Genomic DNA, 22,330 nt, shown 5'->3' with positions numbered 1-22,330 from the left:
ATGAATAGCAAAGGTTTACATAATTTTGTTCACCAAATGGGTATTGAACAATTAATCAAAATGTTTGATTTATTACCTGATGTACTTTTTTGGGTAAAAGACAGTAACCACAGCTTTATACATGCTAATCAATCATTTATAGAGCACCTAGGGGTAAATAGTATAGAAAAAATCATAGGTAAAACGGATTATGACTTTTCGCCCTCTCATATTGCTAAGCAATTTATCAAAGATGATGAAAAAGTATTAGCAGGAAAAAGTGTCACTGAACGTTTAGAAATGAACATAAATCAATCAGGTAACATCGCTTGGTTTACTACTTCAAAGCGACCTATCACTAATGAGGAAGGCAAAATTATCGGCTCTTATGGTATTACACGACACTTAGAAAAGCAGGCTAAAATCCTTTCAAACGTCGAGGATATAAAAGCACCTGTGAATTATATTCGCAAAAATTTTCAACAACAGTTTACTATTGAAGAATTAGCCCAAGTAGCCTGTTTGTCGGTGAGTGCTTTAGAAAGGCGCTTCAAAAAATATTTAGCTAAAACCCCGAAGCAATTTATCAATGAGATAAGACTTGAAAACGCTCGTAAATTATTAGTTGAAACTAATATGCCTATTTCACAAGTAGGCGACGAAACAGGCTTTAATGATCATAGTTACTTTAGCAAACGGTTTCGTTTACTTTTCGGCCAACTTCCTTCTGATTTTAGAAATAATTATCGACATGCTCGCATAATGTAATAAATAAGTTCTCAAGAGAAACAGTCTTTAGCCATAAATAAAAAACATAGTGTTAATTTCATCACCTTTGTTAAACTCAATATCATTCAGGCTTACGCCTTAAACCAAGTAACAAAATAAGACTATGCTCAAAAAAAATTTTTTACTACTCCTGTTGTCCCTCGCAACTTTTACGCTAAAAGCAGCATCAAATACTGAAGATATTCAGGTTACACCGCCAGATATCAAAGTACTGCCTCAATACAAATTTACAGAGACTGACCAGATAGCTCAACAAGTTGAACAAACCTTATTAACAGCGAAAAATAATCAGCAATTAGCACTATTTGTTTTAGGCGCACAGTGGTGTCATGACAGCAAAGGTTTAGCTAAAAACTTCTCTACGCCTGAAATGCAAACGATTTTAGCGGATCATTATCAAACGCTTTTTGTTGATGTGGGCTTTTATGAGAAGGGGTTTGGTTTGGTGAAGCAGTTTAAACAACCTATTTACTACGGCACGCCAACTGTCATGGTAGTTGACCCAAATAGTAAAAAACTTCTAAACAAGGAAACTATGCAAAAATGGTTAAACGCTTATAAAGTGCCTCAACAAACCTATCAAGCTTACTTTAAAGACTTGGCTATTAATAAAAGCATAGAACCGGCACCTAATAAAACCATGCAAAAGTACTTAACACAGATCGATGCATTTGAACAACAACAAGCCATCAGGTTGAAAGCCGCCTATCAAGTACTAGGTCCATTATTAAAAGCTTATGTGGAAAGTGATGAGAAAAAAGCACCACAAAGTTTTATTGACAAATGGCAACCGGTTCAAGATTTTCGCTATAGTGTGCAAAAAGATCTTCAAACATTGAGAACACAAGCAGAACACAATGTACAAACTGGAACTTATGAAGCGCTATCTTTCCCGAATTATCCCGCTTTTGCTTGGGAGTAAACTAGATCTTCCCTGAGTATGTTAATCTAGGCTATGAATCCCGTGTTGGACTTCTCCTAATATTCCATGTTCATCCAACAATTGAAAGCGAGTATTACGAAGAGCATAAGGACGATAACTCATCACTTGCTTGAAGCGCTTGGCAACACTGTGATGAACAATGGGAATATGCTTTGAGACATTATCGTCAACATTAACCCTTAATAAGCGAGGAGCTAAGGTAGCCGCATTAGTTTTGGTGCGAATTTGTGTATGAAGTGTACCAGCTGGCAAAGGCTTAATGGTAAGATCATCAATGCCTAACTCATCTTGAGCCCCAGGCATTTTTAAATGGCTAAAATTAATTTGTGCTAAGTCGAGTACGGTTAAATCTGCCTTAATCTTATTTAACATAAATGACAGTGTAATGTCAGATAAACCATCAAACCAATAGCTTCCCCCTATATCTGAGTGAACACCTGCAAACCACACTTCCAGTACTCTTTTATCTTGATTAAATAATGTTGGCTGAAAAACAATTCGCTTTTCATCCAGTGAAACTAAATGCACTGCTCTGTTAATGTGCTCGCCTAAGGTACCGTTTTCAAAAACAATGCCACTAGCAGGGTAAGTTTCAGGGTTTAAATCTAAAGAGCCGCGTGTAGCTGCAACAGTATCAAAAACGCCCAAAAATTTAACTTCTTGTGTTAGCTGAGCCGCAAACATTCTGGCAATCGCTGCACCGCGACTAAAGCCAAAAATAAAAATTTCATTACCAACTTGATAATGCTTAGCTAAATCATCATTAGCCTGCGCTAAAATGTCTTCCATATCTCCATAAGGAGGGGCAAACATGGCGTTAAATTTTCTTTTTAACCAATGGCCACGAGTTCCTATACCACTGTAATAAAAACTCTGTTGATTAGGGGTATTGATATTTTGACCACTATTCGGGGCTAACTGCCCCCCTAATAAAATATGCAATTTAAGTACATTACTAATACTGGCATCAGCAAAGTAATCATCATAATCTTCAGGTGAATTACAGGTACCATCAAAACAAAAAATAAGCTTTTTCATTGACTTCCTCTAGCTAACCTTACGTTGAAAAGAGTTGTTAATTAATAAAGTTCATTGGTTGAATTGCTGTAACAGCCTGCGCATTGTCTGATTGTTATAGCGATAAATTATATTTTGACTATTAAATAATTGCGGCAGCTCAATAATAAAAATACCAACAATTAATACCAAGCCCAATAGTGAGAAGACACCTGAAAAATACATAATCAAGCCAGCTAACATCAACATCAGATTTAATAAGCCTCGTTGCCACTTACCTAGATAAAAGTGATGTAAGCCTGCTAAAAATGCCCAATTCAGCGCAGCATAAGTGTCAGGATCTTTAATTTGTTTTAGCTCTTGTGCGTAATATTGTCTTTTTTGCGCAACAGATAAATTAGCGACCTGCTCTCGTAATTGATTTTCTTCAAGTACTAGATCTTCATTATTCATTACAACATCCTTATTTAGTTTTTAAATTGCCTTGAAACGCTTTTCAAAGCAAACACACTTCTTAGTTAGTATTTTTCAGGTACTGGATCATCGATAGTTTCAACGCAATCTGGATCGTTACATCGCTTAATTCGTCCAACTCCCATATAAAGCCCTTTAAGTAAACCAAAACGTTCAACCGCTTGGTATGTATAATGAGAGCAAGTTGGTGAGAAGTTGCACGAGGTAGCAAAATACTTAGTTGAACCACCACCTTGTTGGTAGTTTTTGATCAGTTTGAGTGTTATCTGGGTTAGCCCATAAGCGCTAGCCATGATTTCGACCCAAGGTAAGAATTACCGCTTCTCGAGACCAAAATAGCCAAAAGCGTTTTTGTTCAATCACTTGAAAAACAAGCTGCCAACCTTGAGCAGCCTCTTCATTGAGTGTCGCTTCTAGACGCTTTAAAGGTAAGCCACTAGAGCCGAGTAATATAGTTCCGCACCCACCTTCAGTAACATAAACGACTTTATATTCATCATACTTCATTAGACAACTTCCTTGATATTATTAACGGTAACTTCACAGTACAAATTATTAAAATTCACATAATTTATCAAGGATTATATTTAGCCCTAACGACAAATTTTTCCTGAATTACTCGGCTTTCCCTCTAGTCACTGTCTGCCGCCCCTGATAGAATCTAGCTCATTATTTTTTAGACAAAATGAGACGAAGAACAATGGGCAGAGCTTACCAAAACCGAAAATTATCCATGGCAAAAACTGCGGGAGCAAAGACCAAAGTCTATTCAAAATATGGAAAAGCTATTTACGTATGTGCTAAAAATGGCGGAATAGATCCCGATGGCAACTTAGCGCTGCGCAGCTTGATTGATAAAGCAAAAAAAGACCAAGTACCTACTCATGTTATTGAAAATGCAATTAAAAAAGCATCGGGTACTGGCGGTGAAGATTTTGTAGAAGCACGTTATGAAGGTTTCGGCCCAGGTAACTGTATGGTTATAATTGACTGTTTAACGGATAATGGTAACCGCACCATCAAAGATGTTAGACAATGTTTTACAAAAACTCACTCTAAAATTGGCTCATCTGGCACAGTTTCACACATGTTTGATCATCAAGCCGTATTTGCTTTTAAGGGTGAAGATGACGAAGCTGTATTAGAAAACCTAATGATGGCAGATATTGATGTTACCGATGTAGAATTAGAAGACGGTATTATTACAGTTTATGCACCGCACACTGAGTTTTTCAAAATTAAAACTGAATTTGCTAACTCAATGCCAGAGTTTGAACTAGAAGTGGAAGAGATCACTTGGGTTCCACAAACTTACATCAACATTGAAGGTGAAGAAGACTTAGCCAACTTTGAAAAGTTTATCGCCATGCTTGATGATTGTGATGATGTACAAAATGTTTATCACAATGCCGAAGTAAATAACTAACTAGTTACTACCTTAGTCAGTTAAATGACACATTTACAGTCATAAAAGCCCACCTTACTAGGTGGGCTTTTTATTATTCTCATATCAACTTCTTATAAAATTTCACTCATAAAAGTCATCAAAACCAAGCTTTATGTAAAACACACTTGACACAGTAAGCAATTACATCTAAATTAGAGTCAAGCAAACTTTACAATAAGTAAAGCTTATTAAGCATAAAACACAGAAATAAGGATTTAGTAATGAGTAAATCAGAGCAAGTGATAGAAGATGATTATAGTAACCTAAACTGTCAAAACGCACGTCATCTGCGTAACTGGACACTATGCTGGATTATATCAATAGCAATAGCCGCTTTTGCGCCAAAATATCTCTGGGCGTTCAACACCTTATTTAGCACAATAACCGTTGTAATAAGTCTTGCTGTAGGTTTTGGTATGCTTCTAGCGAATCGACGATACTTACGAGGTTTAGACGAGATGCAGCAGAAAATTTTATTCGATGCTATGGCATTAGCTCTAGGGGTAGGATTAGTCGTGGGTTCAAGCTATGAGTTATTAGAAGATATAAAGTTAATTACCTTCGAGCCAGAAATCTCACACTTAATGCTTGTTATGTGCTTTACCTATATAGGTGGAGTTATTTCAGGTAATAGGAAGTTTAAATGAAGAATCGCTTAAAAGTATTACGTGCAGAGCGTGATTGGACCCAAGCTCAACTTGCTTCTGCATTAGGCGTTTCAAGGCAAACAATCAATGCTATAGAAAAAGGAAAATTTGATCCTAGTTTACCTTTAGCCTTTAAAGCTGCTCGGTTGTTTGCTTTGCAAATTGAAGATATTTTTCAAGATGAGGTAGATTAAAAATCATTTTTAATTCTTTTTTAAGAAATAAAAAAGGCAGCTAAAGTTATAGCTGCCTTGATAAGTAATAAAACGATGGAATTAGCGCTAATTAAATATTATAACCGCTTTCATCATGTTCAACTAAATCTAACCCTGTAGTTTCTTGTTCTTGTGATACTCTTAAACCACCGGTTAATACTGCGACTAGTTTAAATAATAGATAAGAAACCAACGCGGTATAAACAATTGCAGAACCTATACCTATTAACTGTACCGTCAGTTGTTCTGACATAGTTGCAATACCTTCAGCAAAACCAAAGCCACTAAAAACACCTAATGATGTTGAAGAGAAAACAGCTGCTAGTAGCGTACCTAAAATCCCCCCCATACCATGCACTGGAAATACATCTAGAGAGTCATCAATATGTAGTTTCTGCTTGATATAAACGGTTGAATAAAAGCAAACAATACCTGCTGACAAACCGATAATAAGTGCACCGCCAGGACCAACAAAGCCTGATGCAGGAGTAATTGTACCTAAACCAGCTACCATACCTGTAACTGCGCCTAGGACACTAGGCTTACCGAATTTTTTCCATTCAATACCTGCCCAAGTTAATGCGCCAGTTGCCGCTGAAATGTGAGTAACTAACATTGCCATTGCTGCATCACCATTGGCTGCCAATGCACTACCACCGTTAAAGCCAAACCAGCCAACCCAAAGCAAGCCTGCACCCGTTACTGTCATTGTTAAATTATGCGGTAGCATAGGTGTTTTTGGAAAACCGTTACGAGGACCGAGTACAACAGCTGCAACTAAGGCTGCAACACCTGCAGTAATATGAACGACAATACCACCAGCAAAATCTAACACCCCCATTTGAGCTAACCAACCGCCACCCCAAACCCAGTGTGTTATAGGAGCATAAACCACTAATAACCATAATCCGCAAAATAACAAAACAGCAGAAAACTTCATTCGCTCAGCAAAGCCACCAATAATCAATGCGGGTGTAATTACCGCAAAGGTCATTTGAAATAGCATAAACAGACTTTCAGGAATATCACCAGCTAATGTGTCTTTGCCAATACCAGCCATCATGACTTTGCTGAAGTCACCAATAAATGCATTACCTTCGCCAAACGCTAAGCTATAACCTAAAACCAGCCATAAAATTGATGAAATACCTGCTATGGCAAAACACTGCATTAAAATAGACAAAATATTTTTACGGTTAACTAAACCACCGTAAAATAAAGCTAACCCTGGCAACGTCATCATTAAAACCAATGCGGTTGCGGTTAAAATCCAAGCAGTGTTTGCGCCGTTTAGCTCGGTTTCTGCAGCAAAACTAATACTTGGTAGAAATGTAATTAAGAGAGCAAATAATGTTGTAATATTTTTTTTCATTTTTGTTAACCAACTTATTTTAATAATCAGGAGTTAGATCGCTTCAACGCCAGTTTCACCAGTTCTAATGCGAATGATTTCTTCAATATTGGTGACGAATATTTTGCCGTCGCCTATACTGCCAGTTTTTGCAGAATCTAGAATAGTGTCTACAATACGATCGACTTGATCAGCATTTGTACCGATTTCAATTTTAACTTTTGGTAAAAAATCAACTTGATACTCGGCACCACGATAAAGTTCAGTGTGTCCTTTTTGTCTGCCAAATCCTTTAACTTCTGAAATAGTTAAGCCCTCTACCCCAATTTCACTTAATGCTATTCTCACCTCTTCAAGCTTAAAAGGTTTGATTATTGCTGTTATTAGCTTCATATATCCTCATTGTTTTTATTGTAATATTGTTACAAATATTAGTACGGAACAGCTAAAAAGCTCAAGCGCTTATTTTATATGATGCTTTGGCATTAGCACTCGAAGTTGCTTTGATTGTCGGCTTCAGTTATGGGTTATTGAAAGGTGACGTAAACTAAAAATCGTCATCGACTTCAAAGGTCATTTCTGCTTTCGTTATAGGATGAACTAAGATTAGCCTTTGGGCATGTAAATGTAATCGTTTAGTTTTTTCTGTAACGCTACAACTATTATGCCCGTATAGATCATCACCTAATATCGGCATATTTAAGCCCTGAGGATGAGCGCAATGAACACGCAACTGATGTGTGCGTCCAGTTTCAGGGTATAGATAGAGTTTACTTTTCCCTTGCGATTGGTTGATAACTTGCCATTGTGTTTTAGCAGGCTTCCCTTGTTCAAAACACACTAATTGTCTGGGTCTGTCATTCAAGTCACTGCGCATAGGTAGTAAAATTTCACCATCACTTTTTGATAACGACTTTTCTATATCACCTTCTAATACCGCCACGTAACGCTTTTTAATTGTCCGTTTGACAAATTGCTGCTGCAAATTCTTTTGCACACGCTTGCTTAAAGCCAGCACCATAAGGCCAGATGTAGACATATCTAGTCGATGTACTATTAAAGTCCCAGTAGCCTGTGGAAACTGTTGCTTAATGCGCAAATATACAGAATCTTCAATATTCTTCCCCGGTACTGATAAAAATTCATTAGGTTTATTTACCACTACAAGATGCTCATCTTGATAAACAATAGGCAAGTCTTTTCCTAAAGCTGGATTTACTAGCAGAGGATTTTCATCCATGGCTATCCCCTCAAGCATGTGCGTCAAAATTGGCTGACATTTCCCTGAGCATGCACCATAAAAGTTTTTATGTTGACGTAAGCTTGATTTAGGTGCCTTTCCCCACCAGAATTCAGCAATAGCTCTAGGCTTTAAATTATGTCTAAACGCATATTGTAATAGCTTGGGTGCGGCACAATCACCTGTGCCCGCCGGTGGAATAGGAAAAGGAGTCTCTTCAAACAGTGTGAGCACATCTTTTTCAATACCAGCAATATTTAATAGCTTATATTGCTTAAATATTTTCTTTTGTAAGCGTGTTGATAACCGCCTGCGTTTATTTTTTAAGTCCGTTATTTCATTGGTTAATAGGGTTAATGTTTGCTGTGCCTTATCAATTACCCCTTGCCAATGCAGTTTTAACGCTTTCAATTGGTTTTTATCGGCAACACTTTCTTTTGCTAATTGTTTCATCTGTTGAGCGATATTTTCAGCACCTAGATCACCTTCAGCATTCGCGCCGTTTTTGACTTGAGCGCGTTTAACCTTACGACTTTGCCTATTTGCAACCATGACTTGTCGGTACTGCTCAAGCTTAGCTTCTTGCTGCGTTAATAATGAATCAAGTGTTTGTTGTGCTTCTTTAAGTTTTGAAGAAGCCATGATGGCTTCTAGTTCTTTATTAATTCTATTAATGACTAAGTTTTCTTTTTGAAAAAAATCATCAGCAGCATCAAGATCAACGATAGCGGGTACAAAATGAATCCCTGTATTTTGATTAGTCATTTTGCCTGAATAAGCAGATAAAAAGCCAATGTTGCCTTGTTCATTTTCCACCAACAAAACACCAAACATTTTGCCAACATCAGCAAGCTCTTGTTGCAGTTTATCGTTAGCGCTCAATTGCTGTTGTAAGGTATGTGCGGCGAGTAAGCACAACGGATGAGGCTCATAGCAAAAAGGAAAAGTAAAACGCTCAGGCAGCGTATAATTGTCGATGCTTTGCGTAAAAGCAGTGAAGCATGTTGGCGGTCGACTCATGGATAGGCTCAATAGTTCTCGTGGGTTGCTTTAATGCAAATCTTTAAGTAATTATACGGGTATTAACCTAAACAGCTACAACCCTTTGATTATATCCCTTTATTTTTAATGGAGTGGCTTTCAGCACATCACTCAAAAAAGACTTTATTTAAAAGAAAACATTCTTCTAATTGTGTCATCTTTATCAATTATATGATGCTTCATCGCGCCAACAATATGTAAAACAATTAAAACTATCACCACAGGCATTAACCATTCGTGTAATGTTCGACCAATGTCAGCTACCGTTTCATTTACCCGAATGACTTCTCCTGTCACTTCATCATAATTTGATGCCATTATTTCAATGCCGAAAACATATATACCACGACCACCAGCACCTGATAACATCATACCTGAAACTGGGTATATCACTGTCATGAGGATGAGCCCCCAATGCACAACTTTAGCAGCAAGTAGCTGTGCTTTTGATGCAACACCTACGGGCGTTGGCCAACCTTCTTTTATTCTGACAATTATTCTAAATACAGCAAAAACAAACACAATAACGCCAACAGATTTATGAATCGGGTATAGATCAAAGGCTTTTGTTTCAGCCATATAAATACCAACGGCAATAAGTACAATCATGCTGATAGCAATAATTAAATGTAATACTTTAGTGATAGTAGAAAGCTTCATAACAATCTCAAAATAAACTTATTTTTTATAGGGTTATTTTATCAAATTAAGCGGTAAATAAAAATGCATTAGACGTAAAATTAAGACCAACCATCTCACTTTCTGGGCACTATTCATTGCTCTAATGTACTCACTTTATAAGCATAAAAAAGGCGATAACATTACTGTTATCGCCTGCTATTTGTTCAATCAATATTGGTGATTATTAATGGTTTTCACTGACCATATTCACCGTATATTTTGGAATTTCTACCACCAAATCTTCGTCAGCAATAATTGCCTGACAACTAAGGCGAGACTCTGGCTCTAAACCCCACGCCTTATCAAGCATATCATCTTCTAACTCATCACTTTCTTCTATCGAGTCGAAGCCTTCACGGATAATGACATGACATGTTGTACAAGCACATACTTTTTCACAGGCATGCTCTAAATCAATATCATTTTTTAAAATAGTATTTAAAACACTTTCACCTGTATCAGCATCTAATACTGCACCTTCAGGGCATAACTCTTCGTGAGGTAGTACAATAATTTTAGGCATTTTTTAATCTCTGTTTAATTTACAATTTTTCAACTGACTGACCGCTTAATGCTTTATTGATAGAACTATCCATACGGCGCTCTGCAAATACAGCAGTTGCTTGGTCAAGCTTTTCAATTGCCGCTTCAATGGCATCAGCATCTTCACCTTGACTAATATCAGCCAAGGATTTTATTACAATTTCTATTGCAACTCTCTCATCACTACTTAGTAAGTGATGATCTAACGAAAGAGCTGCCTGAATAGACTCAATAACACGGGCCGCTTCAACTTGCTGCTCTTTTAGCATACGCGCATCAATATCAGCTTTAGCATTACTCATCGAGTCTTTTAACATTTGGGCAATTTTCGTATCGTCTAAACCAAAAGATGGCTTCACTTCGATGCTAGATTCAACACCCGATGACTTTTCCATGGCTGATACTGACAGCAAACCGTCAGCATCAACTTTGAAGGTTACACGTATATGTGCCGCACCAGCTGTCATTGCAGGAATACCACGCAATTCAAAGCGTGCTAAAGAGCGACAATCATCCACTAATTCACGTTCTCCTTGCAATACATGTACTGCCATTGCAGTTTGACCATCTTTAAAGGTAGTGAACTCTTGTGCCTTGGCCACAGGGATAGTGGTATTTCGCGGAATAACTTTTTCCACCAAACCGCCCATAGTTTCTAAACCTAGCGAAAGAGGGATCACATCAAGCAAAAGCATATCACTTTCTGGCTTATTGCCAGCAAGGATATCTGCTTGAATCGCAGCTCCTATAGCAACAACTTTATCAGGATCTATCGAGGTTAATGGGGTTTTATTAAAGAATTTCTCAACTTCACTACGCACTAGTGGTACACGTGTTGAGCCGCCTACCATCACTACTTCAATTACTTCATCAACACTGATGTTGGCATCTTTTAAACTACGACGACAAGCACGTAAGGTCTTTTTCACTAGTGATAAAATCAAGCCGTCAAAAGTTTCTTTATTTAAAGAGCTAGTCCAAGCTTTATCATCCGCTAAAGTGAGAGAAACATCGACGCTATCTTGGGTAGTTAATTGCTCTTTTGCATGACAAGCTTGCGCCATCAATTGACGTTCAAGCGCAGGGGATAAAGGACGTGTTAATTGTGCTTGCTCAACTAAATAATCAACCAGAGCTACATCGAAATCATCACCACCAAGCGCTGAGTCACCGCCTGTAGCAAGCACTTCAAAGACACCTTTATTAAGTCGTAATATTGAAATATCAAATGTACCGCCACCTAAATCATAAATGGCAATGACCCCTTCCTGACCAGAATCTAAGCCATAAGCTACTGCTGCAGCGGTAGGTTCATTAAGCAAACGTAAAACATTCACACCTGCTAGTTTTGCTGCATCTTTTGTACTTTGTCTTTGAGCATCATCAAAATGCGCAGGAACAGTCACCACAACACCAGTAAGCTCACCACCTAACGCTTCTTCAGCGCGTTGATTCAAACTTTTCAAAATTTCAGCTGAGACTTGTACTGGGTTAATTTTACCTTGGCGGGTGACTATTTCAGGATGGTTTTCATCACCACAAAATTGGTAAGGTAAAGAGGGGTACTTGCTTTGAATATCACTTAAAGAGCGACCAATTAAACGTTTAGCTGAAACCACCGTATTTTCGGCATCATTAATACTCAGCGCTTTAGCCTCATCACCAACAAGGATATTATTTTCTTGAAAAGAGACGATAGAAGGTAAAATATCATGCCCTTGATGATCTGGTAAGGTTGTCGCTACGCCACTTTGCACACTGGCAATTAATGAATTAGTGGTGCCTAAATCAATACCTGCGGCAAGTCTATGTTCATGAGGGACTGTACTTTGCCCAGGTTCTGCTATTTGTAAAAGTGCCATTGTTAATTATGTTCGTTTGTTAAGGTAATATGTGCGATCAAAATATCGCCTACTTTCGCTATTAAATGTTTTAGTCATCAAACAAGCTATCTTCAAGACGCTCAACTTCAACATTCAATTTTTGATAAAACTTCAATTTACGCAAATTATCGCATGCCAGTGAATTCGCTGCTGCATTATTTTCAAGCATTTGATTTTGCAATAAGTTAAAATGTTGTTGGTATTCACGGCTAAGCACCTGTTGAGCATTATCTAAGGCTTCATCTACATCTGCCGCTGACTTTACCTCTTCCAACATCTCACGCAACTCCATCTGTCTCATTAAGAAGCTATTATCACCAAAGGTATGTTGCTCATTGGGCAAATCAACACCACGCAAGGTCAGTATATATTCAGCACGCTTTAAGGGCTGTTTCAAAGTTTGATAAGCATCATTAATTTCTGCTGATTTTTGTACAGCGACAAGTTGTTCTTGACTTGAAGCATGTGCAAATTTATCTGGGTGTACAGCTTTTTGTAGGTTTTGATATGTTTGCGAAAGTTGATTTAAATCGACATCAAAAGAGACTTTAATGTCGAATAGTTGGAAGTAATTCACTTTGTTACCTAAAGAATCATTGTGCTAAAACATAAGGTTAATTACAGGTTTTTCTACTTAGCTCAAAGCTAGTTTGTTGTGATGCAAGGCGAAAGCACGGAGTTAACTTTAATCAATGAATACTTTCAACGATGCATTTGGACAAAATAGCAAAGAAATAGATTGAAAAATTATACGTTAAAGGACTCACCACAACCACATTCACCTTTGGCGTTAGGGTTAGTGAATTTAAAACCTTCGTTCAAACCTTCTTTAACAAAATCAAGTTCAATACCATCAAGGTATACTAAACTTTTAGTATCTATAATGATTTTTACGTTTTCGATATCGAAAACATTATCATCTTCATTCAAGTCATCAACAAACTCGAGTACATAAGCCAACCCAGAACAGCCTGTAGTTTTAATACCTAAACGTAAACCAAGGCCTTTGCCTCGGTTTAACATAAAAGATTTTACACGCTCTGTTGCCGCTGGCGTCATGGTTACTGACATACTACTTATTCCCGTTTTCTTTAAGTACTATGGCGATTAACCATTTTTACTTTTATAGTCTTCGATAGCTGCTTTGATAGCATCTTCAGCTAAAATTGAACAATGAATTTTAACTGGTGGTAATGCTAGTTCTTCTGCGATAGCCGTATTTTTAATTTCGCCAGCTTCATCAATTGACTTGCCTTTAACCCACTCGGTTACTAAAGAGCTTGACGCGATGGCGGAGCCACAACCGTAAGTTTTAAACTTAGCATCTTCAATGATGCCTTCATCAGATATTTTTAATTGTAATTTCATTACATCACCACAAGCTGGTGCTCCAACCATACCTGTTGCTACGGATGGATCTTCTTTATCCATAGAGCCAACATTGCGAGGGTTTTCATAATGATCGATTACTTTTTCACTATAAGCCATTTTTCTCTCTCCTAACTGTCACTGATGGCAGAGCCTAGTGTCCAGCCCATTCAATTGAGTCTAAATCGATACCGTCTTTGAACATTTCCCAAAGCGGTGACATGTCACGTAAGTGACCGATAGATTTTTGTATAATTTCAATCGCATAATCTATTTCTTCAGTCGTAGTAAAACGACCAAAACTAAAGCGAATTGAGCTATGTGCCATTTCGTCATTAAGGCCTAATGCTCTTAATACATATGAAGGTTCTAAACTAGCTGAAGTACAAGCACTACCTGAAGATACTGCAAGATCCTTAAGTGCCATAATCAACGATTCGCCTTCAACAAAGTTAAAGCTTACGTTTAAATTACCTGCATAGCGCTTATCAAAATCACCGTTAACAAACACTTGTTCCATGTTGTTTAAACCAGCCCATAATCGATCACGCATGGCTGTTACATGTTCAAGATCTTGTGCCATTTCTTCTTTAGCAATACGACACGCTTCACCCATACCGACAATTTGATGTGTTGCAAGTGTACCTGAACGCATTCCACGCTCATGACCACCACCGTGCATTTGAGCTTCAAGGCGGATACGTGGTTTACGGCGCACATATAATGCTCCAATACCTTTAGGTCCATACATTTTATGTGCAGAAATAGACAATAAATCGACTTTCAAGTGCTGCAAATCAATGTTAATTTTTCCTGCACTTTGTGCGGCATCAACATGGAAAATGATTTTTCTTGCGCGACACATTTCACCAATTTCGCTGATATCTTGAATAACACCCACTTCATTATTTACATGCATGATGCTGACAAGAATAGTATCGTCACGCATTGCTGCTTCAAGTTTATTCAGGTCAATTAAGCCATTATCTTCTGGATCAAGGTAAGTAACTTCAAACCCTTGTCTTTCTAATTCACGACAGGTATCTAATACTGCTTTATGCTCTGTTTTACAGGTAATAATATGCTTACCTTTTTTACTGTAAAAATTGGCCGCGCCTTTAATGGCTAAATTATCTGATTCAGTTGCGCCTGATGTGAAAACAATTTCACGAGGATCAGCATTAATTAAATCTGCGATCTGATTACGAGCTATATCTACAGCTTCTTCGGCCTGCCAGCCGAACTTATGCGAACGTGATGCTGGGTTACCAAAATGACCGTCTGTAGTCATAAATTGTACCATTTTATCTGCAACACGCTTATCAACTGGGGTAGTAGCTGAATAATCAAAATAAATAGGAAGCTTCATTTGCTCTCTTTCTCCACTTATACGAATTCTTTTAAATCTTCTAAAACTAATAATTTACATATTAATTGGAATAATAGTTTCTAACGTTGGCTCTTTCTTAGTCGAAATATAATTTTCATCTTGTCGTTTAGAGACCGTTTTCACATCATTTTTTGCAACCAATTCTGCCAAAGTAATGTTCTGCAAAAACTCTTCTATACGTTGACTTAACCCTTCCCATAACGAGTGAGTTAAGCATTGTTCTCCACCTTGGCAATTCCCCTTACCTTGGCATTTAGTGGCATCAACACTTTCATTGACGGCACTGATAACATCCGCTACCGCGATTTGTGCTGAGCATTTACCTAAACGGTACCCACCACCAGGGCCTCGAATACTGATCACTAAGCCATTTTTACGCAGTTTGGAGAATAACTGTTCTAAATAGGATAAAGATATTTCCTGTCGTTCTGAAATATCAGCTAGAGATACAGGGCCGTACGCTGCGTGAATGGTAACATCAAGCATTGCTGTAACGGCATAACGCCCTTTAGAAGTTAGTTTCATAGGTTGCTCTTTTGCACATTCAATTAATATATTGCTTAACTAATAATGTTATCAATCGCGTAAAATAGTTGCTTAACAGCAAATTTGGGCGCAATTTTACATAACCTTAAAATTTAATCAAGTATATACCCGAGTAATATACTCAAGTATTATATACTAAGAACTGAAAAGCGAAAAGCAATAGTTGACTATTTTAGTCAACTATTGCTTTTTTTAAATGTACTCTTGCTTTATTTAGCTAAGTTAGATTTCAGGATCAAAGCTTTCTACTTTACTTTCGCGGCGTTTAGCGGCAGCTATTTCATCTTCAACAAACTCACCTACTCTCAACTCTGGTAAACCTTTAGGGCAAACATCACCACCTAGGCTATTTACCTCTTTGCATAAATTGTCAACTCTGTCGTCCATTAAATGCATATGATCGAGCAAACGGCCAATAGCTTTAGCCACAGGATCAGGGTTATCAGCCGATACGGCATAGGCATCAAAGCCAAATTTTTTCGCGGCTTTATCACGTGATTCTTTATCTTCATGGCCGTTAAGTTGCTCACCAGAATCAGAATCTAACAATGAATTACCATTACTATTTTTAGTATTTACAATACGGGCAGGTATACCAACTGCGGTAGCATTTTCTGGCAGGTCTTTAACAACAACAGAATTTGAGCCAACCTTCCCTCCTTTACCGATAGTGATTGGGCCAAGTACTTGTGCGCCGGCACCAATAACAACATTATCTTCAAGAGTAGGGTGTCGCTTACCGGCATTCCAACTTGTTCCGCCTAACGTTACTCCGTGATATAAGGTAACGTCATCACCAATTTCAGCTGTTTCACCAATAACAACGCCCATGCCATGATCGATAAAAAAGCGTCTACCTAATTTAGCGCCAGGGTGAATTTCAACCCCGGTTAACCAACGAGAAAAGGTGGAAAAAATGCGTGCTAACAGCTTCCAATTTGCACGCCATAAGCGATTGCTTAATCTATGAACCCAAATAGCATGTAACCCGGGGTAATTTAGCAATACTTCAAAAGTAGTGCGTGCTGCGGGGTCTCGGTCAAAAACACTGTTAATGTCTTCTTTCATGCGGGTAAACATATTTTTTCCTTTCTTACTGCTTTAATATAATTAGTTCTTTTTTGCGGCTCTTTCTATTGAAGCCAAGATGCCACGCATCATTTTAATTTCTTTTACATCGGGACGAGCACGATTGTATAAGCGTCGTAGTTTGGTCATCACCAACCCAGGGTGTTTATCGCCAATAAACCCTGTTGCTTTCAGAGCATCTTCAAAATGCTGATAAAAACGCTCAGTTTCTTCTGTTACTGGATACTGCTCTTCATCATCACTTTCATTGTTAACCGCTTTTTTACCGATATAGTTTCCATTACCTGTACTGTGTTCTTGATCTTTTTCATCTAAAGATAATAAATAGCTAGTACGCACTTCATAACTTAATGTTTGTACTGCCATAGCTAAATTAAGTGAACTGTACTCAGGGTTAGCAGGTATTTGTACATGAAAATGACACAGCTGTAATTCATCATTAGTTAAACCACTACTTTCTCTGCCAAACACAAGTGCCACAGGGTAATCATTAGCTTCTTCGATCATTTTTTCGCCACAACCTCTAGGCTCCAACATTGGCCAGGGTAGTGTTCGTGAACGTGCACTTGTACCAACAACTAAGCCACAATCACTAATTGCTTCACTTAAGGTTTTAACCACTTTAATATTGGCTAAAACATCTGTTGCTCCCGCAGCCAATGCCTGCGCTTGTCCATTAGGCATTTCAATTGGATCAACTAATATCAGTTGGCTTAATCCCATGGTTTTCATTGCACGTGCAGCACTACCAATATTGCGGCAGTCTGAGGTGTTTACTAATACAATACGTACTTGATCTAATAAATTACTTTGCTTTGAATCCGACATTTTTACTCTTTGCTTTTATTTAGCTAATACATGACTATGACAGCCCATTTCTCTGTCCGAGATTCTATCATAGAAGATTACTGCTGTACTGGTTAAAAAGCACGATAAATCACTAAACAAAGTTTGCTTAACTTAGTTTATTTTTCTATATAAAAGCATAGAGATTAAAATCACCTTTTAAGATGCGCATACTTTTTAAGCAATTTATTTAATATCTATATCGCCAACGCTGTTAAATTTTGCTATAATCCGCGCGCTTGAATTTTGGAGACTCTTTATCGTCATTATTCGGCATCGTTCTTTTAAAAGCCATTTACAAATAGGTACTCTATTATGCATCCCATGCTAAATATTGCCGTGCGCGCTGCGCGCAATGCAGGAAAAGTTATTATTCGCTCTTTTGAGCAACTTGATAAAGTAGAAGTTGAATCTAAAGGTTCAAACGACTTCGTAACCAGTGTTGACACTGCTGCTGAACAAGCAATTATTGAAACTATTCGTAAATCATACCCTGAACACACTATTGTGGGAGAAGAAACAGGTGTATTAACTGGCTCAGAAGACGATTTCCAATGGGTTATCGATCCACTTGATGGCACAACCAATTTCATAAAAGGCATTCCTCACTTTGCCGTTTCTATTGCATTAAAAGTAAAAGGCAAGCTCGATCAAGCCGTCATATTTGATCCTATACGTGGCGAGCTTTTCACGGCAAGCCGTGGTAAAGGCGCACAACTCAATGGCATGCGCATTCGTGTAAAAGCGCATAAAGACTTATCTGGCACTGTATTAGCCACAGGCTTTCCATTTAAACACAGACAACATACCAAAGCTTATATGGCTATGTTAACGTCGATATTTGAAAAAACGTCCGATTTACGCCGTGCAGGCTCAGCAGCACTTGACTTAGCTTATGTCGCTTCTGGCAGAATTGATGGATTTTTTGAAATTGGCTTAAAACCTTGGGATACAGCAGCAGGCGAGTTATTAGTAATTGAAGCAGGTGGTTTAGTAACTGACTTTGTTGGTGGTCACGGACACGTAAAATCAGGTAATATTGTTGCAAGTAGCACACGTTTACAAAAAGAAATTTTAAAAAACATTCGCCCACATTTGGGTGAAGCGTTAAGTAAGTAACGTGTATAAGTTATAATTTTAAAAAAGCGCCTTATGGCGCTTTTTTTGCTTTAATAGTCATTCAAATTAATACTCTTATTAAGTTCACCTTTAAATATAGTTAGTGCAATCATGAATATTTCTCAGTATATCCCTCCTCAACATAAACAATCTTTTAACGCTGGCGAAGTAGCTCTAGTCGGTGCAGGGCCTGGCGATCCTGACTTATTAACTTTGCAAGCATTTCGATTTATTCAACAAGCTGAAGTAGTTATTTATGACCGCCTTGTTAGCGCTGAAATAATGGCAATGCTACCTCAAAGCTGTGAATTAATTTATGTTGGTAAAAAACAAGCAGATCATCGAGTTCCGCAAGAAGGTATTAACCAGCTACTCGTTGATTATGCAAAACAAAATAAGAGAGTTTTGCGCTTAAAAGGTGGTGATCCCTTTGTTTTTGGTCGAGGTGGAGAGGAAGCGCAGTTTTTATTAACTCATGGGGTTTCATGCCATATTGTACCTGGCATGACAGCAGCTTCAGCTTGCTCTAGTTATGCGGGGATTCCGTTAACCCATAGGCAAGTCGCACAATCTTGCACGCTTATCACTGGTAATGTGCAAGATAATGGTGCATTAGACTTACCTTGGCAAACCCTCAATGATAAAAAACAAACTGTCGTTTTTTATATGGGTATAAAAAGCCTTCCTATTATTACCGAGCAATTAATTCAGGCTGGCCGTAGTGGAATGACCCCTGCCGCTTTAATTCGTAAAGGCACCCATAGTGACCAACAGGTTATCAAAGGTACACTTGATAACTTGAGTGAGTTGGTTAAAAAACACAATATTAAGCCGCCAAGCTTAATTATTATTGGCGAGGTAGTGAATACATTTTCTTCAAACGCTTTACTCAATTTAGGTTATTTAACACCCGACAACAACTAAAACTGACGATAAAAAAAGCACCAAAGTTACAATTAAGTAAATAAAAGTTATAAAATTGTAATAAAAAGCTAGAAAATTCAATCCTTTTTTCGTACAGTATTTAAACGTTAATAAGACTTTGGTCTATTAAGGTTTAGCGAGTAAAAGGATGTTGTGTAATTTTATCACCCTTAGATAATTTTGTAGTTGCAGCTTTAACAGACTTAAATTATGTAGTAACCATCTGCCAAAGAGCAGAGAGAATATAATAATAAGATAGTTAGTCATGGCTGCCCAACTGAGTGAAGATTTATCACAATTTAGAACGATCATTCTAAGTTTAATTACTTATGCAACTCATCCTAAATTAAATACTTTAATAGAAAAACTCACCCCAAAACTTGCTGATTCAAAGCGATTTCTAATAAAAATGGAGATCAAACGCTTAGCAAAGCCTTGCTCCTTAATCATGGATTTCCGCGCCTATTTCGATAATTGCGAACCTGTTGAACACCAAAACGTTTGTCACTATCTCGATAAAATATCCAAAACCTTGTTTCTAGATAGCGTTAAAAAAAACAATGGCCTGTTTAGTTTACATATTTATAATGAGTTAAATGAAAAAGCTAAGTTACGACATCGCGCCATAGTCAATGCAGAAAAAGAAGCTAACGCACATAGCAAAATAGCCATTGAAGAAGTTCAACAAGTTAGTTTAGTGAATAATGAGTTTTTTAATGAGCCACAAGTAAAAGCTAAATCCAAATGTCGTCTATTCACTTATGATCCCTTAGGTATGTCAAGAAAGGGTCGATTAGAAGTGGGCATTGAAGTCACTCCCCTTGATGTAAATGCGAGCAGTTGTGTTATTAAAGCTCCGCTACATGCCGTAGCAAATACTAACAGCCAAGTATTTTTATGGTTTTACGATCATGACTCTATTTTAGATTTTCAAGAAGACATTATTCTCGAATATACGATTGAAGCCCATAAGAAACCGCAATCAGGAAAGTGTAGCCACTATCTACTAAAACTAAGTCAAATGTCAGAGAGTAAAATGGTCAGTGCATTGAATGACTTATTAGCTAAAAGACTTCAACTACTTAACCAATCCCAAAGTAAGCAAATCCAACCTTTAATCGCTTCGATTAATGCTAAGTGTCATGAACAATACTTACTCAGTAATACGCTAGATATTCCTATGCTATGCGCTAAGTTCCAATCGGGTTGGCGACCATCCATCAGTTTACAAACGCCTAGCAACCTAGATACTTGGCAATTTTTTAACGATGAAAATAACTATGCGCCCCTAACGCGTTTATTTGGCAGCAAAAATATACAAGAAGCGATAAATAACGAGCAAGCCTTTGATGACTATGCTTATGTTTTAAAGCACCAATACCTTGAAGGTGCTGAAACTAAACAACAGTTTGTGATAATTTGGCAAAGCCAGCTTGAAAATGATTATGGGGCCAGTAATTATTTAAGCAAATATATTCTCACAGGTAATTATCGCTATTTCCGTTTAAGAATTTTGACAATAAACGCCCATCAAGATGCTTATGTACCTAGTGCTTTACCTGACTATGTAAGCCCAGCAATGGCTATTTTAAATCGTCCTCACAATAAGCAAACCGCGAGCTTATTAAAAGCGAGTACTCAACTAGCTATTTTAACCGATGTTACTGAGCTCAATGAAGTATTAGCTTTACCTGAAATTCTTTCAAGTCAGCATTCTCAAGAACAGCATCAACTAAAACTCAACTGCCCTGATAAATTTACCTTGCCTAAGTCATCTCGTAAATCGACCATGGAAATAGTGTCAATTAACAATGAAGATTTACGCTCAGAAGATAGGTTTGAATATGAAATAGATTTAACGTTAACTAAAAATAACAATCAAATCATTAACATAAAGGGTAAAAGTAAAAACATTTCTACTTGCGGTATGTTAGTTGAGTTAGCACAGCCAATAAAATTGAAAGCTGGGGCAGACCTTCGCTTCAAAATGGACATACCTTACCGAGGGAAGTTACTGACAATGCCTAATCAAGCATATCAGCTTTTAGGTTGCACGGATGATCGTCTGCTACGCTTAGCGATTAATGGCCAAGAAAATAAACATGCTGCTTGCCAAGCGTTACGTGAATTTATTTACCACAATATGGATAACCTGCCCTATTGTGGTTTTGAGCAAGATAGCATTTATGGCTTACAAAAAGCTATGCGAAATGTTTATGCAAATAACCACTTATCCGTACCGTTTTTTATCCATCAAGACAAACGACAATGGCATATTAGTTCAGTGGCCATGAATCAACATACACAAATTAAGCCCTTTAACGATGAAGATGTTTGTGCAAAATTTTTACTATTAAAAATGGTAGAGCAAGAAAAATTCCGCAATTACTGTCTATCGTTACTTAACAAAGTTTCAGAAACTAATCCGGTGGAAGTTTTTTATATTTTAACTATTCCTCGAAAATCTCAAACCAGTGATACCTTTACTTTTTGGTTTAGTGATATCAAACAGTTACAAAAAAATGGCAAATTGAACAATGCCTTAGAAAAAATACGCATGATCAAAAAACCTAGCATATTGCGTGTACAATTATCTAAACCGAGTAAAATAGTCGATAAGTATTTTCGTGACGAATTAAATTACTTAGAGCAAATATCATCAGACAGTGCACAAGAACTCACTAATGCCATGTCATTAATGACTGGTATAGGTGAAATAACAGATCACACTGAACAAGTGCTACAGTTATTCGACAACTTCATTGTTAAACAAGAGCTTGCCAATACCGGCTAAGCCC

25 protein-coding genes are annotated in these 22,330 nt (G+C 37.6%); 8 read left to right on the top strand and 17 right to left on the bottom strand.

Annotation, left to right across the window (positions count from 1 at the left end; translation table 11 throughout):
- Window positions 1–747, top strand: coding sequence for a helix-turn-helix domain-containing protein (locus AC27GZ_RS05800; protein ID WP_487093965.1), 747 nt, complete (start codon window positions 1–3; stop codon window positions 745–747).
- A 124-nt stretch (window positions 748–871) separates the two neighbouring features.
- Window positions 872–1,690 (top strand): thioredoxin domain-containing protein, encoded by an 819-nt coding sequence (locus AC27GZ_RS05795; RefSeq protein WP_487093964.1) that lies wholly within the window; start codon window positions 872–874, stop codon window positions 1,688–1,690.
- A gap of 21 nt (window positions 1,691–1,711) precedes the next feature.
- Here the strand turns inward: AC27GZ_RS05795 and AC27GZ_RS05790 are convergent, their stop codons facing one another.
- From AC27GZ_RS05790 to AC27GZ_RS05775, 4 genes are all read right to left on the bottom strand, one after another.
- Window positions 1,712–2,749 carry a phospholipase effector Tle1 domain-containing protein gene (locus AC27GZ_RS05790; RefSeq protein WP_487093963.1) on the bottom strand — a complete coding sequence of 346 codons (1,038 nt, stop codon included), beginning with the start codon at window positions 2,747–2,749 and terminating at the stop codon, window positions 1,712–1,714.
- Between the two features lie 51 nt (window positions 2,750–2,800).
- Window positions 2,801–3,181, bottom strand: coding sequence for a TM2 domain-containing protein (locus AC27GZ_RS05785; RefSeq protein WP_487093962.1), 381 nt, complete (start codon window positions 3,179–3,181; stop codon window positions 2,801–2,803).
- Window positions 3,182–3,246: 65 nt separating this feature from the next.
- Window positions 3,247–3,495, bottom strand: coding sequence for a membrane protein insertion efficiency factor YidD (yidD, locus tag AC27GZ_RS05780; protein ID WP_487093961.1), 249 nt, complete (start codon window positions 3,493–3,495; stop codon window positions 3,247–3,249).
- Entirely contained in the window at window positions 3,488–3,709 is a 222-nt protein-coding gene (locus AC27GZ_RS05775) for a DUF4177 domain-containing protein (RefSeq protein ID WP_487093960.1), read from the bottom strand. Before AC27GZ_RS05775 ends, yidD begins: the two co-directional genes overlap by 8 nt.
- A gap of 193 nt (window positions 3,710–3,902) precedes the next feature.
- Here AC27GZ_RS05775 and AC27GZ_RS05770 point away from each other — a divergent pair, with 193 nt between their 5' ends.
- The 3 genes from AC27GZ_RS05770 (at window position 3,903) to AC27GZ_RS05760 (ending at window position 5,490) form a co-directional block, all read left to right on the top strand.
- Window positions 3,903–4,628: a YebC/PmpR family DNA-binding transcriptional regulator gene (locus AC27GZ_RS05770; RefSeq protein WP_487094526.1), complete on the top strand. Its 726-nt coding sequence runs from the start codon at window positions 3,903–3,905 to the stop codon at window positions 4,626–4,628.
- A gap of 242 nt (window positions 4,629–4,870) precedes the next feature.
- On the top strand, window positions 4,871–5,296 hold the full coding sequence (locus tag AC27GZ_RS05765; RefSeq protein WP_487093959.1) for a hypothetical protein: 426 nt from the start codon (window positions 4,871–4,873) through the stop codon (window positions 5,294–5,296).
- The gene (locus AC27GZ_RS05760) at window positions 5,293–5,490 is read left to right on the top strand and encodes a helix-turn-helix transcriptional regulator (protein WP_487093958.1); all 198 of its coding nucleotides are present in this window, start codon (window positions 5,293–5,295) and stop codon (window positions 5,488–5,490) included. The genes AC27GZ_RS05765 and AC27GZ_RS05760 overlap by 4 nt, the downstream gene beginning before the upstream one ends.
- Before the next feature lie 91 nt (window positions 5,491–5,581).
- On the opposite strand, the gene AC27GZ_RS05755 is transcribed toward AC27GZ_RS05760, so the two are convergent.
- From AC27GZ_RS05755 to trmJ, 13 genes are all read right to left on the bottom strand, one after another.
- Window positions 5,582–6,883 (bottom strand): ammonium transporter, encoded by a 1,302-nt coding sequence (locus tag AC27GZ_RS05755; RefSeq protein ID WP_487093957.1) that lies wholly within the window; start codon window positions 6,881–6,883, stop codon window positions 5,582–5,584.
- A gap of 33 nt (window positions 6,884–6,916) precedes the next feature.
- The gene (locus tag AC27GZ_RS05750; protein WP_487093956.1) at window positions 6,917–7,255 is read right to left on the bottom strand and encodes a P-II family nitrogen regulator; all 339 of its coding nucleotides are present in this window, start codon (window positions 7,253–7,255) and stop codon (window positions 6,917–6,919) included.
- Between the two features lie 154 nt (window positions 7,256–7,409).
- A complete protein-coding gene (locus tag AC27GZ_RS05745) occupies window positions 7,410–9,122 on the bottom strand; it encodes a pseudouridine synthase (protein WP_487093955.1) in 1,713 nt (570 codons plus the stop codon).
- 144 nt (window positions 9,123–9,266) lie between these two features.
- Window positions 9,267–9,803, bottom strand: a complete 537-nt coding sequence (locus tag AC27GZ_RS05740; RefSeq protein WP_487093954.1) for a cytochrome b — start codon at window positions 9,801–9,803, stop codon at window positions 9,267–9,269.
- Window positions 9,804–10,008: 205 nt separating this feature from the next.
- Window positions 10,009–10,347: an ISC system 2Fe-2S type ferredoxin gene (fdx, locus tag AC27GZ_RS05735; RefSeq protein ID WP_487093953.1), complete on the bottom strand. Its 339-nt coding sequence runs from the start codon at window positions 10,345–10,347 to the stop codon at window positions 10,009–10,011.
- Between the two features lie 19 nt (window positions 10,348–10,366).
- On the bottom strand, window positions 10,367–12,229 hold the full coding sequence (gene hscA, locus AC27GZ_RS05730; protein ID WP_487093952.1) for a Fe-S protein assembly chaperone HscA: 1,863 nt from the start codon (window positions 12,227–12,229) through the stop codon (window positions 10,367–10,369).
- Window positions 12,230–12,299: 70 nt separating this feature from the next.
- Entirely contained in the window at window positions 12,300–12,827 is a 528-nt protein-coding gene (hscB, locus tag AC27GZ_RS05725; protein ID WP_487093951.1) for a co-chaperone HscB, read from the bottom strand.
- A 170-nt stretch (window positions 12,828–12,997) separates the two neighbouring features.
- Window positions 12,998–13,321, bottom strand: coding sequence for an iron-sulfur cluster assembly protein IscA (iscA, locus tag AC27GZ_RS05720; protein WP_487093950.1), 324 nt, complete (start codon window positions 13,319–13,321; stop codon window positions 12,998–13,000).
- A 36-nt stretch (window positions 13,322–13,357) separates the two neighbouring features.
- Window positions 13,358–13,738, bottom strand: a complete 381-nt coding sequence (gene iscU, locus AC27GZ_RS05715) for a Fe-S cluster assembly scaffold IscU (protein ID WP_487093949.1) — start codon at window positions 13,736–13,738, stop codon at window positions 13,358–13,360.
- Between the two features lie 34 nt (window positions 13,739–13,772).
- Window positions 13,773–14,987, bottom strand: a complete 1,215-nt coding sequence (locus AC27GZ_RS05710; protein WP_487093948.1) for an IscS subfamily cysteine desulfurase — start codon at window positions 14,985–14,987, stop codon at window positions 13,773–13,775.
- 54 nt (window positions 14,988–15,041) lie between these two features.
- Complete coding sequence (gene iscR, locus AC27GZ_RS05705) at window positions 15,042–15,533, bottom strand: Fe-S cluster assembly transcriptional regulator IscR (RefSeq protein WP_487093947.1); 492 nt, start codon at window positions 15,531–15,533, stop codon at window positions 15,042–15,044.
- Between the two features lie 243 nt (window positions 15,534–15,776).
- Window positions 15,777–16,634 carry a serine O-acetyltransferase gene (gene cysE / locus AC27GZ_RS05700; protein WP_487093946.1) on the bottom strand — a complete coding sequence of 286 codons (858 nt, stop codon included), beginning with the start codon at window positions 16,632–16,634 and terminating at the stop codon, window positions 15,777–15,779.
- Window positions 16,635–16,664: 30 nt separating this feature from the next.
- The gene (trmJ, locus tag AC27GZ_RS05695) at window positions 16,665–17,471 is read right to left on the bottom strand and encodes a tRNA (cytosine(32)/uridine(32)-2'-O)-methyltransferase TrmJ (RefSeq protein WP_487093945.1); all 807 of its coding nucleotides are present in this window, start codon (window positions 17,469–17,471) and stop codon (window positions 16,665–16,667) included.
- 333 nt (window positions 17,472–17,804) lie between these two features.
- On the opposite strand from trmJ, the gene suhB reads away from it, so the two are divergent.
- The 3 genes from suhB (at window position 17,805) to AC27GZ_RS05680 (ending at window position 22,326) form a co-directional block, all read left to right on the top strand.
- The gene (gene suhB / locus AC27GZ_RS05690) at window positions 17,805–18,608 is read left to right on the top strand and encodes an inositol-1-monophosphatase (RefSeq protein ID WP_487093944.1); all 804 of its coding nucleotides are present in this window, start codon (window positions 17,805–17,807) and stop codon (window positions 18,606–18,608) included.
- Between the two features lie 111 nt (window positions 18,609–18,719).
- A complete protein-coding gene (gene cobA / locus AC27GZ_RS05685; protein WP_487093943.1) occupies window positions 18,720–19,532 on the top strand; it encodes a uroporphyrinogen-III C-methyltransferase in 813 nt (270 codons plus the stop codon).
- 265 nt (window positions 19,533–19,797) lie between these two features.
- The gene (locus tag AC27GZ_RS05680; protein ID WP_487093942.1) at window positions 19,798–22,326 is read left to right on the top strand and encodes a hypothetical protein; all 2,529 of its coding nucleotides are present in this window, start codon (window positions 19,798–19,800) and stop codon (window positions 22,324–22,326) included.
- The last annotated feature ends 4 nt before the right edge of the window (window positions 22,327–22,330 follow it).

The sequence above is a fragment of the Colwellia sp. SU-HH00943 genome, from assembly GCF_057546125.1.
This window is presented reverse-complemented; position numbering and strand designations above follow the sequence as displayed.

Bases quoted from the DNA above. Each gene is read 5' to 3' on its own strand.
- AC27GZ_RS05750 (WP_487093956.1), bottom strand. From the start codon at position 7,255: ATGAAGCTAATAACAGCAATAATCAAACCTTTTAAGCTTGAAGAGGTG.
- AC27GZ_RS05790 (WP_487093963.1), bottom strand. From the start codon at position 2,749: ATGAAAAAGCTTATTTTTTGTTTTGATGGTACCTGTAATTCACCTGAA.
- iscR (WP_487093947.1), bottom strand. From the start codon at position 15,533: ATGAAACTAACTTCTAAAGGGCGTTATGCCGTTACAGCAATGCTTGAT.
- yidD (WP_487093961.1), bottom strand. From the start codon at position 3,495: ATGGCTAGCGCTTATGGGCTAACCCAGATAACACTCAAACTGATCAAA.
- cobA (WP_487093943.1), top strand. From the start codon at position 18,720: ATGAATATTTCTCAGTATATCCCTCCTCAACATAAACAATCTTTTAAC.
- iscA (WP_487093950.1), bottom strand. From the start codon at position 13,321: ATGTCAGTAACCATGACGCCAGCGGCAACAGAGCGTGTAAAATCTTTT.
- AC27GZ_RS05680 (WP_487093942.1), top strand. From the start codon at position 19,798: ATGGCTGCCCAACTGAGTGAAGATTTATCACAATTTAGAACGATCATT.
- AC27GZ_RS05760 (WP_487093958.1), top strand. From the start codon at position 5,293: ATGAAGAATCGCTTAAAAGTATTACGTGCAGAGCGTGATTGGACCCAA.
- AC27GZ_RS05800 (WP_487093965.1), top strand. From the start codon at position 1: ATGAATAGCAAAGGTTTACATAATTTTGTTCACCAAATGGGTATTGAA.
- AC27GZ_RS05745 (WP_487093955.1), bottom strand. From the start codon at position 9,122: ATGAGTCGACCGCCAACATGCTTCACTGCTTTTACGCAAAGCATCGAC.
- AC27GZ_RS05740 (WP_487093954.1), bottom strand. From the start codon at position 9,803: ATGAAGCTTTCTACTATCACTAAAGTATTACATTTAATTATTGCTATC.
- AC27GZ_RS05765 (WP_487093959.1), top strand. From the start codon at position 4,871: ATGAGTAAATCAGAGCAAGTGATAGAAGATGATTATAGTAACCTAAAC.
- AC27GZ_RS05785 (WP_487093962.1), bottom strand. From the start codon at position 3,181: ATGAATAATGAAGATCTAGTACTTGAAGAAAATCAATTACGAGAGCAG.
- hscA (WP_487093952.1), bottom strand. From the start codon at position 12,229: ATGGCACTTTTACAAATAGCAGAACCTGGGCAAAGTACAGTCCCTCAT.
- AC27GZ_RS05795 (WP_487093964.1), top strand. From the start codon at position 872: ATGCTCAAAAAAAATTTTTTACTACTCCTGTTGTCCCTCGCAACTTTT.
- fdx (WP_487093953.1), bottom strand. From the start codon at position 10,347: ATGCCTAAAATTATTGTACTACCTCACGAAGAGTTATGCCCTGAAGGT.
- trmJ (WP_487093945.1), bottom strand. From the start codon at position 17,471: ATGTCGGATTCAAAGCAAAGTAATTTATTAGATCAAGTACGTATTGTA.
- AC27GZ_RS05755 (WP_487093957.1), bottom strand. From the start codon at position 6,883: ATGAAAAAAAATATTACAACATTATTTGCTCTCTTAATTACATTTCTA.
- iscU (WP_487093949.1), bottom strand. From the start codon at position 13,738: ATGGCTTATAGTGAAAAAGTAATCGATCATTATGAAAACCCTCGCAAT.
- cysE (WP_487093946.1), bottom strand. From the start codon at position 16,634: ATGTTTACCCGCATGAAAGAAGACATTAACAGTGTTTTTGACCGAGAC.
- AC27GZ_RS05775 (WP_487093960.1), bottom strand. From the start codon at position 3,709: ATGAAGTATGATGAATATAAAGTCGTTTATGTTACTGAAGGTGGGTGC.
- AC27GZ_RS05710 (WP_487093948.1), bottom strand. From the start codon at position 14,987: ATGAAGCTTCCTATTTATTTTGATTATTCAGCTACTACCCCAGTTGAT.
- AC27GZ_RS05770 (WP_487094526.1), top strand. From the start codon at position 3,903: ATGGGCAGAGCTTACCAAAACCGAAAATTATCCATGGCAAAAACTGCG.
- suhB (WP_487093944.1), top strand. From the start codon at position 17,805: ATGCATCCCATGCTAAATATTGCCGTGCGCGCTGCGCGCAATGCAGGA.